The 12,524-nt window shown below is 56.9% G+C and carries 10 protein-coding genes; 4 read left to right on the top strand and 6 right to left on the bottom strand.

Annotated features, from left to right (window positions below; genetic code table 11):
* Positions 1 to 5: 5 nt before the first annotated feature.
* The 3 genes from alaS to aspS all read right to left on the bottom strand — a co-directional run bounded on the left by alaS (position 6) and on the right by aspS (position 6,012).
* On the bottom strand, positions 6 to 2,672 hold the full coding sequence (gene alaS, locus BJP06_RS01560; RefSeq protein WP_071572584.1) for an alanine--tRNA ligase: 2,667 nt from the start codon (positions 2,670 to 2,672) through the stop codon (positions 6 to 8).
* A 48-nt stretch (positions 2,673 to 2,720) separates the two neighbouring features.
* The gene (locus BJP06_RS01555) at positions 2,721 to 4,091 is read right to left on the bottom strand and encodes a replication-associated recombination protein A (RefSeq protein WP_070976822.1); all 1,371 of its coding nucleotides are present in this window, start codon (positions 4,089 to 4,091) and stop codon (positions 2,721 to 2,723) included.
* A 145-nt stretch (positions 4,092 to 4,236) separates the two neighbouring features.
* Positions 4,237 to 6,012 (bottom strand): aspartate--tRNA ligase, encoded by a 1,776-nt coding sequence (aspS, locus tag BJP06_RS01550; protein WP_070477189.1) that lies wholly within the window; start codon positions 6,010 to 6,012, stop codon positions 4,237 to 4,239.
* A gap of 114 nt (positions 6,013 to 6,126) precedes the next feature.
* On the opposite strand from aspS, the gene BJP06_RS01545 reads away from it, so the two are divergent.
* Together BJP06_RS01545 and BJP06_RS01540 are read left to right on the top strand one after the other, a co-directional pair.
* Positions 6,127 to 7,029, top strand: coding sequence for a neutral zinc metallopeptidase (locus BJP06_RS01545; protein WP_255365768.1), 903 nt, complete (start codon positions 6,127 to 6,129; stop codon positions 7,027 to 7,029).
* 28 nt (positions 7,030 to 7,057) lie between these two features.
* Positions 7,058 to 8,452 carry an L-serine ammonia-lyase gene (locus tag BJP06_RS01540; RefSeq protein WP_071572583.1) on the top strand — a complete coding sequence of 465 codons (1,395 nt, stop codon included), beginning with the start codon at positions 7,058 to 7,060 and terminating at the stop codon, positions 8,450 to 8,452.
* A gap of 6 nt (positions 8,453 to 8,458) precedes the next feature.
* On the opposite strand, the gene hisS is transcribed toward BJP06_RS01540, so the two are convergent.
* The 3 genes from hisS to tpx are packed head-to-tail and all read right to left on the bottom strand — an operon-like array spanning position 8,459 to position 10,961.
* Entirely contained in the window at positions 8,459 to 9,748 is a 1,290-nt protein-coding gene (hisS, locus tag BJP06_RS01535) for a histidine--tRNA ligase (RefSeq protein WP_070976817.1), read from the bottom strand.
* A gap of 43 nt (positions 9,749 to 9,791) precedes the next feature.
* The gene (locus BJP06_RS01530) at positions 9,792 to 10,430 is read right to left on the bottom strand and encodes an MBL fold metallo-hydrolase (RefSeq protein WP_071572582.1); all 639 of its coding nucleotides are present in this window, start codon (positions 10,428 to 10,430) and stop codon (positions 9,792 to 9,794) included.
* Positions 10,431 to 10,463: 33 nt separating this feature from the next.
* Positions 10,464 to 10,961 (bottom strand): thiol peroxidase, encoded by a 498-nt coding sequence (gene tpx / locus BJP06_RS01525; protein WP_070976812.1) that lies wholly within the window; start codon positions 10,959 to 10,961, stop codon positions 10,464 to 10,466.
* A gap of 120 nt (positions 10,962 to 11,081) precedes the next feature.
* On the opposite strand from tpx, the gene BJP06_RS01520 reads away from it, so the two are divergent.
* Entirely contained in the window at positions 11,082 to 12,014 is a 933-nt protein-coding gene (locus tag BJP06_RS01520) for a peptidylprolyl isomerase (protein ID WP_070976809.1), read from the top strand.
* 124 nt (positions 12,015 to 12,138) lie between these two features.
* Positions 12,139 to 12,471 (top strand): hypothetical protein, encoded by a 333-nt coding sequence (locus tag BJP06_RS01515; RefSeq protein ID WP_071572581.1) that lies wholly within the window; start codon positions 12,139 to 12,141, stop codon positions 12,469 to 12,471.
* Positions 12,472 to 12,524: the final 53 nt, after the last annotated feature.

The following is a 12,524-nucleotide window of genomic DNA, read 5'->3' as shown; positions in this document are numbered from 1 at the left end:
GGGGCTTAGGCACCAAGTACGTCGCGGATTGCCTTGAAGCCGGCATCGATACCATCAGCGGAAGAGCCGGAGCCCTGAGCAAGGTTCGGCTTGCCGCCACCGCGCCCGTTGACGTATTCACCGAAGGACTTCACAAGTTCGCCAGCCTTGATCCCGCTCTCTACCGCCGCACTGGTAGCCGCAAACACGAACGGCACCTTGCCGCCGTTATCAGAGGCCAGCGCAATGACCGCGGCCTCACCTTCCAGCTTTCCGCGAAGGTCGTTCGCCAAGGTGCGAACATCGCCAGCTTCGATACCGTCGGGCAGCTTCGCAGCAATCACCTTGTACGCACCAATGGTCTCTGCGCGGTCCAAGAACTCGCCAGTCTTCGACAGCAACTGCTGACGGTGCAAATTCTCAATCTCTTTTTCAGCAGCTCGGAGCCGCTCTGTGAGCTGCGCAATGCGCTCCGGCAGCTGGCCTGTTGGAGTCTTGAGCTCGGCAGCGAGCCCCGAGGCCAGTGCAGCTTCTTTCGAAAAGTACTGGAAGGAGTCCATGCCGGAGTACGCCTCGATACGGCGTGCGCCAGAGCCAACAGAAGACTCGCCGAGCACAGCAACAGGTCCAATCTGTGACGAGTGCTCAACGTGTGTACCACCGCACAGCTCAATAGAGAACGGCCCGCCGATCTCTACCACCCGCACCTGGTCACCGTAGTTCTCGCCGAATAGCGCCATCGCGCCCATTTCCTTCGCCTTTGATAGCGAAGTTTCGATGGTGTTAACCGCGAAGTCTGCGTCCACCGCCTGGTTCGTAATGGTTGCAATCTCCTGGAGCTGAGCATCAGTCAGCTGTTCGGTGTAGTTGAAGTCGAAACGCAGGTAGCCAGGCTTGTTCATCGAACCAGCCTGGACAGCGGTTGGGCCGAGCACCTGACGTAGCGCAGCGTGAATGAGGTGGGTAGCGGTATGCGCCTGTCGCGCCCCATGACGCCACTTCTCATCAACTTCAGCTTGTACCTGATCGCCGAGGCCAATGCCGCCATGTTCCACGGTTGCCTTGTGCACCCACAGTTTCTTGCCGATCTTCTGCACGTCGTGAACTTGCAACATCGTATCGCCAACGCGAATCAGACCGCGGTCGGCCATCTGGCCACCGGCTTCGGCGTACATCGGAGTGACGTCGAGAATAACCTCGACCTCATCGCCTTCCGCAGCCTCGTTCACCTTGTCACCGTCGCGGACGAGACCGAGGACTCGGGCATCATGCTCAAGTTCTGAATAGCCCACAAACTCGGTCGGGTGGTTGTCCACCCACTCCCGATAGAGCGATTCATCAACGTTACGGTGCTTCTTCGCTTTATTGTCAGCCTTCGCCCGAGCTCGCTGCTCCTGCATGGCGGAGTTAAATGCGTCCATATCGACGTCAAGTCCGGCCTCATGCGCCATCTCCAACGTCAAGTCAATTGGGAAACCGTACGTGTCGTGGAGTTCGAATGCCTGCTGGCCAGGCAGAGTCTTCGCTCCGGATGCACGCAGTTGCTCGACTGTTTCGTCGAATCGGTGTGTACCGGATTCGAGGGTCTTCAAGAAGGCACGTTCTTCAGCCAAAGCAACCCGCAGGATACGTTCCCGGTTCTTCGCGATCTCCGGGAACGACGGCGTCATTGTATCCATAATGGTGTTCATGAAGACCTCAAGCACGTTCCCAGTTGCGCCTAGAAGACGTGCAGAGCGAACAATTCGGCGCAGCAAGCGGCGCAGAATGTAACCGCGCCCCTCGTTCGACGGCGTAACACCGTCGAGAATGATCATCATGCCTGTACGCGAGTGGTCCGCAATCACGCGGAACCTTACATCATCTTCGTGCACTCCTGCGTCGTACTTAGTGCCGGTAAGCTCAACTGCCGCGTCAATAACGGGGCGGAGCAGATCTGTTTCATACACATTGTCGACGCCCTGCAGCAGGCAGGCAACGCGTTCGATGCCTAGCCCGGTATCGATGTTCTTCTTTGGCAACTCTCCGACGAGCTCAAAGTTGCCCTTCTTGTCGCCCTCACCGCGAATCGACTCCATGAAGACCAAGTTCCAGATCTCCATGTAGCGGTTATCGTCAGCGATTGGCCCGCCCTCTTTACCGTATTCAGGGCCACGGTCATAGTAGATCTCCGAGCACGGACCACATGGCCCAGGAATACCCATGGACCAGAAGTTGTCCTCCATGCCCATTCGCTGGATATGCGACAGATCTACCCCGATCTTGTTTTCCCAAATCGAAGCAGCCTCGTCGTCATCCAGATACACCGTCACCCACAGCCGCTCTGGGTCGAGGCCGTAACCGCCATCCTCTACGCTGCCCGTCAGCAGCTCCCATGCGTGAGTAATCGCGCCTTCCTTGAAATACTGGCCGAAGGAGAAGTTGCCGGCCATCTGGAAAAACGTATTGTGGCGAGTCGTGATACCTACTTCTTCAATATCAAGCGTTCTCACGCACTTTTGAATCGAAGTCGCTTTCCCATGTTCAAAGGGAGGGTTCTGTTGGCCAAGAAAATACGGCTTGAACGGAACCATGCCCGCATTCACGAACAGCAGTGTCGGATCGTCCAAGATAAGCGATGCGCTCGGAACTGGTGTATGTCCTGCACGAACGAAGTGCTGCGTAAAGCGCTCACGAATCTCATGGGTTTGCACGGAGTAGTTTCCTTTCAAGTTCGAATCAATCTCGAACTACTCTACCCCTCAACCACGTACTAACCTACGCAGCCTACCCAAGAACCCGGAAATTCTTCGCTCGTCACCGTGGTCCGTTGGTGTGTAGTAGACCGCATCCTCTAAGCCGTCGGGAATGTACTGTTGTTGTACTACCCCCTTCGGGTCATCATGCGGGTAGACATAACCGACTGCATTGCCCATCGCTTTCGCGCCCTCATAATGCCCGTCCCGTAAATGCGCTGGAACCGGGCCGATCTTTCCCGCGCGCACGTCCTCCTGGGCGCGCGTAATCGCCTGAATCACTGCTGGCGATTTTGGCGCGGTAGCCAAATGAATCGTCGCTTGTGCAAGTGTCAGTCGACCCTCAGGCATCCCGATCAGCTGTACCGCCTGCGCTGCGGCAACTGCAGTTTGCAACGCTGATGGATCGGCCATACCAATGTCCTCCGAAGCATGAATGACCAGCCTGCGCGCTATAAAGCGAGGATCCTCACCAGCTTCAATCATCCGTGCTAAATAATGCAACGCTGCGTCGACATCTGAGCCTCGAATCGACTTGATGAATGCGGAAACTACGTCGTAGTGCTGGTCGCCGTCCCGGTCGTAGCGCACCACCGCACGGTTCACGCTTTCCCTCACGACATCGAGGGTGATCGTCTCCCCCGGTTCGACTGAGGCTGCAGCTGCCTCCAGGTACGTCAAACTGCGGCGTGCATCTCCACCCGCCAAGGCTATGAGTTGCGCTCGCGCGTCGTCGGCAAGCTTCACGGAACCCGCGAGCCCACGTTCGTCTTGTATCGCTCGATCAATCACCACGCCGAGGTCTTCAGCCGACAAGGATTCAAGTTTCAGAAGCAACGAGCGTGAAAGCAGCGGGGCTACCACGCTAAACGACGGATTCTCTGTCGTAGCCGCTACAAGCAACACCGTGCGATTCTCGACGGCCGCTAACAGCGCATCCTGCTGAGTCTTAGAAAACCGATGAACCTCGTCAATAAACAGGACCGTGCTCTCACCCGAGATCAAATCTCTACGCGCTGTATCGATGACCGCGCGGATCTCCTTCACCCCTGAAGACAGTGCAGAAAGACCAACGAAGTTTTGCCCCATTGTTTTAGCGATCAACGAAGCGATGGTTGTTTTACCAGTACCAGGTGGACCGTAAAGTATCACTGAGGCTGCACCCGATCCTTCTACAAGTCGGCGTAGAGGTTTGCCCTCGGAAAGAAGGTGTTGCTGCCCAGCAACTTCATCCAAACTCTGAGGGCGCATTCGGGCAGCGAGGGGTGCACCGTGACCTGCTGCAAAAAAGTCTGAGCCACGTTGTGCGCCACCATCATTGGCAGTCTGCTGGCCACTAGTCGGTAAGGAGTTACCGAATAGATCACCCTGCGACATGTTTACTCTCCTCAAAAACTACCGCTCAGTCCCGGCAGGCCGACCACCTGTGAGAAAAGCCGGAGCCCCAACAACCTACACGGTTGCCGACGCTCCGGCACGCGTTTGTTTCATTGCGCCGGCTCATCCGTGCGCAATGTCGACGCTACTTCTTCGGCTTAAAATCAACGCCAGTCTCTTTACGCTGCTCGTCTGGAATAGGCGCAGGCGCATCCGTCAGTGGGTCTACGCCGCCGCCGGACTTCGGGAAGGCAATGACGTCACGAATGGAGTCAAACCCGCCAAGCAAGGACACAATGCGGTCCCAGCCGAATGCGATGCCGCCGTGCGGTGGCGCACCGTAAGCAAATGCCTCAAGCAGGAAGCCAAACTTCTCCTTGGCTTCTTCCTCGGTGATGCCCATGACTTCGAAGACACGCTGCTGGACGTCTCGCTCGTGAATACGGATGGATCCGCCACCGATTTCGTTGCCGTTGCAGACAATGTCGTATGCGTATGCCAGAGCTTCGCCTGGGTTCTTCTCGAAGTCTGCCTTGAATTCTGGCTTCGGCGAGGTAAACGCGTGGTGCACAGCGGTCCACTTCGAGTGGCCAAGCGCAACGTCTCCGGAGGCTGTCGCGTCAGCGGACGGCTCGAACATAGGAGCATCAACCACCCAAGTAAACGCCCAATCGCCTTCCTTAATCAGGCCAAGCTTGCGAGCGATTTCCCCTCGCGCTGCGCCGAGCAGTGCACGTGCACTCTTCGCGTCACCTGCTGCAAAGAAGATGCAGTCACCAGGCTTCGCACCAACGTGTGCTGCAATGCCGGCCTTCTCTTCCTCGGTGATGTTCTTCGCAACAGGACCACCGAGCTCGCCGTCCTCCTGCACCAAGATGTACGCCAGGCCCTTCGCGCCGCGCTGCTTTGCCCATTCCTGCCAGGCATCAAGCTGACGGCGGGGCTGCGAAGCGCCACCATCCATGACAACGGCACCGACGTAGTCGTTCTGGAAGACGCGGAAGGTCGTGTCCTTGAAAAACTCAGTGCAGTCCACCAGCTGAATATCGAAACGAAGGTCAGGCTTGTCCGAGCCGTACTTCTCCATCGCGTCTTTGTATGTCATGCGCGGGATCGGAGTAGAGACCTCGTAGCCGATCAGCTTCCACAACTCAACAACGATCTGCTCCGCGAGAGCGATGATGTCGTCCTGGTCGATAAAGCTGGCCTCGATATCGAGCTGTGTGAACTCCGGCTGGCGGTCCGCACGGAAGTCTTCGTCGCGGTAGCAGCGCGCGATCTGGTAGTAGCGTTCCATGCCGCTGACCATCAAAAGCTGTTTGAACAGCTGTGGCGACTGCGGCAATGCATACCAGGTACCAGGGCGCAAACGCGCCGGCACCAGGAAATCACGCGCACCTTCAGGGGTAGAACGGGTCAACGTTGGCGTTTCAATTTCCGTGAAATCATTCGCATCCAACACTTTACGTGCTGCGCGATTCGCCGCTGCGCGGAGGCGAAGTGCTGCGGCCTGTCGCTCACGACGAAGGTCAAGGTAGCGGTACTTCAAGCGAGTCTCTTCGCCTACCTCGTTCGAGGAGGCGTCCTCAATCTGGAACGGCAGCGCAGCAGCCTTGTTGAGCACCTTCAGCTCAGAAACGTTGACCTCGATCTCACCCGACGCCAGGTTCGGGTTAGCCGAGCCCTCTGGGCGTGGTTCAACAACACCAGTTACCTGAATGCAGTACTCGCTACGCAAATCGTGCGCAGCTTCAGCGACTTCCGAATCCCTAAAAACCACCTGCGCGTAGCCAGAGCGGTCACGCAAGTCGATAAAAATAACGCCACCGTGGTCGCGCCTACGGCCTACCCAACCTGCCAGCGTGACGGTTTGTCCTTCAAGGTCTTTGCGGAGCTCGCCCGCGAGATGAGTGCGCAGCACAGTCTGTTCCACGTCCTTCCACGTGAGGTACAACATTAACTGTTGAAAGTGTACCCCCTTTGTCTCGCATGCGAAGGGACGGGTCCGAAGACCGTACCAATTCCCCATAAACGCCTGCGTCTATGGCATGCTTGTCCCATGACGTTTAACAGCAACTATCAGCGCGGAAGTGGCTACGCAAAGACTGGTTCAGGTGGGCGGCGTGGCGTCCCAATCGCCGCAGGCGGTGGTATTGGTGGACTTGTACTCATAGTTCTCTTTATTGCACTGGGCGGAAATCCGGCTGATCTCATCGAGCAATCTCCATCCGGCACAGAGCCGGATTCGAGCTACTCCTTGGAGCATTGCAACGAGGACAACGCTGCTAACAAATACGACGACTGCCGGGTCGAGGCAGCCGGCGTATCCGTCAACGGTGTTTGGAAAACCCTTTTGCCAGAGCAAGCTGGCCTTGACTACACCGAACCAGGCCTCACCTTGTTCCGGGACGCGACGCAGACTGGCTGCGGCTATGCTTCCTCAGCTACCGGTCCTTTCTATTGCCCCGCCGACCAAACAGCGTACTTTGACACCACGTTTTTTGAGCAGCTCAATGCACTCGGCGGGAACGACGCACCGTTCACGCAAATGTATGTGACGGCTCACGAGTTTGGACACCACGTACAGCAGATTGAGGGCACCCTCGGTCTCAGCAACTACAACGATCCTGGTGAGCATTCTGCTGCCGTAGCTATCGAAATGCAGGCCGACTGCTACGCGGGTATCTGGGCGCATTACGCGGACAAGGGTGACAACGCATTGCTTGAGCCGCTTACTGAAGACGACGTCCTGGCTGCAATTGAGACCGCACAGGCTATCGGAGATGACAACATCCAACGCCGCTCGGGCGGTGACGTCAACCCCGATACCTGGACACATGGTTCTTCTGAGCAGCGAAAGACCGCGTTTATGTCCGGGTACAGGACCGGCAAAATGTCCGCCTGCGACACTCTCAACCGTGGCGTCTACAACAGCTAAATCTTTCTGGTGATGTAACATCGCGCGCATGTCACACAATGCAGTCAGCGCCGTTGATTTGTTCAGCATCGGAATCGGCCCATCGTCCTCTCATACGGTGGGCCCTATGCGTGCCGCGCTTGCATTTATCGAGGATTTGAGTGAAGCGCCCGCCGCAGTCAAGGTTGAGCTGCGAGGCTCCTTGGCGGCAACCGGTGTGGGCCACGGAACCGACAGAGCTGTGCTACTGGGACTTGTCGGTTATACCCCACTTACTACTTCTGCGGACACCCGGCCGCTTCCTGGTGAGCTCATTCCAGAACGAGGGCACATCCAAGGTCCAGAGCGTGAACTCGACTATGAAGTCGCGATGAACCCGGTGCCCGTCGCTAAGCACCCAAACTGCCTGATTTTCGATGCGTGGAACGCCGAGGGCGTGCGCATCGCTTCCCGTAAAGAGTACTACTCCGTTGGCGGTGGTTTTATCCTCGACCGCACGCAGATGGAAGCAAACCGCGACCAGGCGGGCGTCGCCACCGTACGCGATGCGGTTAACGTCCCCTACCCTTTTTCCGATGGTGCGTCCCTTATGCGCCAATGCGAAACTCATCAGCTATCTATCGCAGAACTCATGCGTGCGAACGAAGAAGCGATACACGGCAAGGACGTCCTGGATGCTCACCTCGACGCGGTCTGGGACACCATGCAAGAGTGCGTCGCCCACGGCCTAAAAACGGAAGGTGAGCTTCCAGGTGGACTATCAGTTCGTCGCCGCGCTCCTCGGCTACATCGCTTATTGACGGCCGAATACGAGGCCTCCGCATCTCGCGGCCTTGACGCGATGGAATGGGTCAACTTGTACGCTCTCGCTGTCAATGAGGAAAACGCCGCGCACGGGCGCATCGTGACCGCCCCGACGAATGGTGCGGCGGGGATTATCCCGGCTGTCATGCACTACTGCCGGGATTTTACCGACGACTTCGACCGGGATGCTGCGCATCAGTTCCTGCTGACCGCTGGAGCGATCGGCGCCATCATTAAGACGAACGCCTCCATTTCCGGTGCCGAAGTCGGGTGTCAGGGCGAGGTAGGGTCCGCATCGTCCATGGCCGCAGCCGGTATGTGCGCAATTCTGGGCGGCACTCCGCAGCAGATAGAGAACGCTGCTGAGATTGGCCTCGAGCACAACCTCGGACTCACATGTGATCCAGTGGCTGGCCTTGTGCAGATTCCTTGCATAGAACGAAATGCCATCGGAGCGGTGAAATCAATCAACGCGGCCCGCCTAGCCAAGCTTGGTGATGGAACCAATAAAGTCACGCTCGATGATGTAGTAGAAACGATGGCAGCGACAGGCCACGACATGATGAGCAAGTACAAAGAGACGTCAATGGGAGGCCTCGCTGTACAGCTTGGCCTCCCGGTCAACATCACTGAGTGCTAAATCAGGCTAGCTCACTGCCTGAATAATGGCCGTAGCCTGAAGCGGAACGGCAACTTGTTCGTGGCTCTCCAGATTCTTGACCGCCACTTCCCCGTTCGCCAGCTCCTGGTCCCCGAGCACGAGAGCAAAGCGCGCACCCGCCCGGTCAGCGCCTTTCATTGCGCCTTTCAAACCGCGACCACCGTACGCCATGTCAGCTGAAATTCCTGCGGCACGGAGCTCGTCGATAAGCGAGCTCATCTTGCGGCGAGCCTCCTCACCGATTGCTACGCCGAACACCTCGACGCGACGATCCAGATTCGGGAGCGCCACCTCCTCAGCCTCCAACGCGAGCACTGTCCTATCAACGCCAAGCCCGAATCCGATGCCTGACAGATCTTGGCCACCGATCTGCGCCATCAAGCCATCGTAACGTCCACCTCCGCCAATTCCCGACTGAGCCCCAAGACCATCGTGCACAAACTCGAAAGTAGTCTTTGTGTAGTAGTCAAGGCCTCGCACCATCCGCGGGTTAATCACAAACGGAACCCCCATATCCTTCAGCGTCCCGGTAACAGTCTCGAAGTGCTCGCGAGACGCATCTGAGAGGTGGTCCAGCATCAACGGCGCATCGGCTAGAAGCTCCTGTACCTCCGGACGCTTGTCGTCCAGAACACGAAGCGGATTGATTTCCACGCGGTGCTGCGTCTCCTCGTCTAACGGGAGCTTCTTGAGGAAAGCTTGGAGCTTTTCCCGGTATGCGGGCCTGCAGGTGTGATCGCCAAGGCTTGTCAGCTCGAGGCGAAAGCCTTTCAACCCAACGCTCCGGTAGCAACGATCTGCAAGTGCGATAATCTCCGCATCAAGCAAGGGGTCGTCGACGCCAATTGCCTCGACACCAACTTGCTGCAGCTGGCGGTACCTGCCAGCTTGCGGACGCTCGTATCTGAAAAACGGACCGGCGTAGTTCAGTTTCACCGGCAGATAACCCCTGTCAAGGTTGTGTTGGATCACTGCACGCATGACGCCTGCAGTCCCCTCTGGACGCAAGGTCACAGAACGCCCGCCACGGTCGGCAAACGTGTACATTTCCTTCGACACAACATCGGTAGATTCACCGACACCACGGGCGAAAAGAGTTGTGTCTTCGAAAACCGGAAGCTCGATGTGTTGGAAACCCGCAACATGCGCCTGTCGCACGAACTCATCGCGGACATAAAGGAACTTCGACGACGCCGGGGGCACGTACTCCTGCACTCCCTTTGGAACGCTCAGTGCCTTGAACTTTTCTTTTTGGGGTTTCTTCGTATCACTCACGGGGACTGAGTCTAGCTGTTCTCAGTCGCTACCGCAGCCATGGCTACTGATTACGAGCCTCAAGGAGAAACGGGTTCGTGGTTCGTTCGTGCGCCATGGTTGTACCGGGTCCGTGTCCAGGCAACAACGTTGTCTCGTCAGGAATCGCCCAAACCGGTCCACACAAAGAGGTTTTCATTGCCCCTGGATCGGAGTGTGGCAAGTCAGTCCGGCCGACGGACCCCGCGAACAGCACGTCGCCTGAAAACATGACGTCGCCCATCTGATAGAGGACACTGCCGGGAGAATGGCCTGGAGTATGAGTTATATCAACCCTAAAACTGGCGATTTCAAGTGGCCCATCTGCGTCAAACGTGCGGAGGTCCGATATGGTCTCCATCGAAGCGGCGTCGAAAAGCTCGAGTGTTGAGGTAGGAAGGCCGCGTCCATGATCAAGCATGAACGCGTCCGCTGCGTGGATAAATACGGGAACCTGGTACCTCGCAACATCTCTCGTATGGTCAATATGGCCGTGGGTAAGAAAGATGGCCACAAGTTGCAGCCCCTCTTCCTTGAGAAACGCAGAAACGACCTGATGCGTTCCCATGCCGGCATCGACGAGGCAGGCTAGCTTCGCAGAATCATCGATGATGACGTAGCAGTTCGTCTGAAACGGTCCCGACGTAAAACCTAAGATTCGCAATGCCTACCTCGCTGTCTACCTAAACCTCTCCGATTAGGAAAGGGCCTGTTCAGCAGCCGAGTAGTCGGGCTCGTTGGTGATCTCCTCGACCAGCTCGACGTGCACCACGCGATGATCGGCGTCGGTCACAATGACCGCGCGTGCAAGCAATTCCTTGAGCGGCGTTCCGTCAAGCGTGAGGCCGAACGCCGTGCCGAAATCAGAGCGGAATGCAGAGAGCGCCTCTACATTCTCGATGCCCTCTGCCGCGCAGAAACGCTGCTGAGCAAATGGCAAGTCCTTGGAGATACAAAGCACTGCAGTGTTTTCTGCAGATCCCGCGAGCTCATTAAACGCTCGCACAGACTTTGCACACACGTCAGTGTCTAGTGATGGAAAAACGTTAAGGACCAGGCGCTTCCCCTCGTACTCGGACAACTTCTTTTCAGAAAGATCGCCCGCGACTAGCACGGCGTCAGGAAGGGCGTCGCCTACCTTAGGAAGAGATCCAGATGTTTGCGATTCATTACCTTGAAAAAATACCTTTGCCATGTCCACGACCCTACATGAACTATCGGAAGCGAGCAGTCGCAAAAAACACAGCAAAATACGACAGGTACAGTTACACCTGCTAATATTTCCCAGTCAACTAGTCAGAATAGAGGTACTACGGTGAGCAATAAAGAGCGCGGTCAAGAAGCCCTTAAACATCTGGAGCGTGAATTGAATTCACGCGATCGAAAGCAGAACTCAAAGCCCTGGTCGATCGCGGCGCTTTCCGCAGTTGTAATCGTGGCGCTAGGCGGCGGCATCTACTTCCTAGCGAACCAGGACGGCGACAGCACCAACGAAGCTCAAAGCTCGGCTGAAGAAACCACCGCCCCAAGCGAATTCGACGCCAACAACTACGAGGCAATCGCGACGAAGCGTGCCGAAGCACTCCCCGCCTCAGTCTCGTGTGAATACACCCCCGATACAGCACAGGGTGACAAGAAAGCAGACCTGCCGAAGACCGACAACGTCTCTACGACAGGGACCGTCAACGTCGAGCTCGACACCAGTGCAGGGCCGATTGGCATGGAGCTCGACCGCTCTGTCTCGCCGTGCACTGTGAATGCGATCGAACACCTCGCCTCTGCTGGCTACTTCAACGATACCGTCTGTCACCGGCTCACCGATGGCGACGGCCTTAAAGTACTGCAGTGCGGTGACCCAACCGGCGTAGGCAGCGGTGGTCCTGGCTTCCAGTTCGCAAATGAGTTCCCGACTGACGAAGCGCTCAAGGCTCTCTCGGACACGCCTGCCCCGGAAGGCATATCTCCAGAAGAAGCAGAGCAGATGAAACAAATGGAGCTCCAGCAGAACCCTCAGAAGTACGCGCGCGGCACCATCGCTATGGCGAACGCCGGTTTGGATACCAATGGGTCCCAGTTCTTCCTGAACTACGGTGATTCAGTGCTGCCTCCGCTGTACACCTACTTCGGTCAAATCTCTGAAGAAGGTTTGAACACCCTTGACAAGATTGCTGAAAAGGGCGTCGAAGGCGGCGGCCAAGACGGCGCACCAGCCGAAGAGGTACGCATCAAATCGGCAACCGTAAAGTAACTACACAGTTGCCTCTCAGCTGCACAGGAGCAGTTTTCAGTCTATTCAAAGTCTTGCAAAACGTCTGATAGCCAACTAGAGTTTGCACTCGTACATTTGTCAATCCCGTCAGATTGGAAAATTCATGAACTTCCGTAAAAGTATTCTTGCAGCAGCCACTGCTGTAGCTGTCGCAACTTCTGGCGTTGCTGCTGCTGAGGCTGCAGAAAGCACCACCCCAACCACCACGGCCAAGCCAGCTTCGAACACCAAGACTGAGAAGGCCCCGACGGTGAAGAACACCACCGCCAAGAAGTCCACCACGAAGCAGGCTCCTAAGGATCAGTCGAGCGACGAGGGCTCCTCCGTCAAGGACATGTCCCCATCTGAAATCCGTGACTGGATCGCAGTGTTCACCGCCGTCATCGGTGCGCTCGGTACCCTGTTCGCATTCCTGGACAAGTACCTGCGCAAGTAGACCGCTGGCTAGGTGCCACACTGGCATCTCCCACTAGCGCACCCAAGTGGGGT

Origin of the sequence: Corynebacterium sp. NML120713 (genome assembly GCF_001875735.1) — a bacterium.
Lineage (GTDB): Bacteria > Actinomycetota > Actinomycetes > Mycobacteriales > Mycobacteriaceae > Corynebacterium > Corynebacterium pseudogenitalium.
This window is presented reverse-complemented; position numbering and strand designations above follow the sequence as displayed.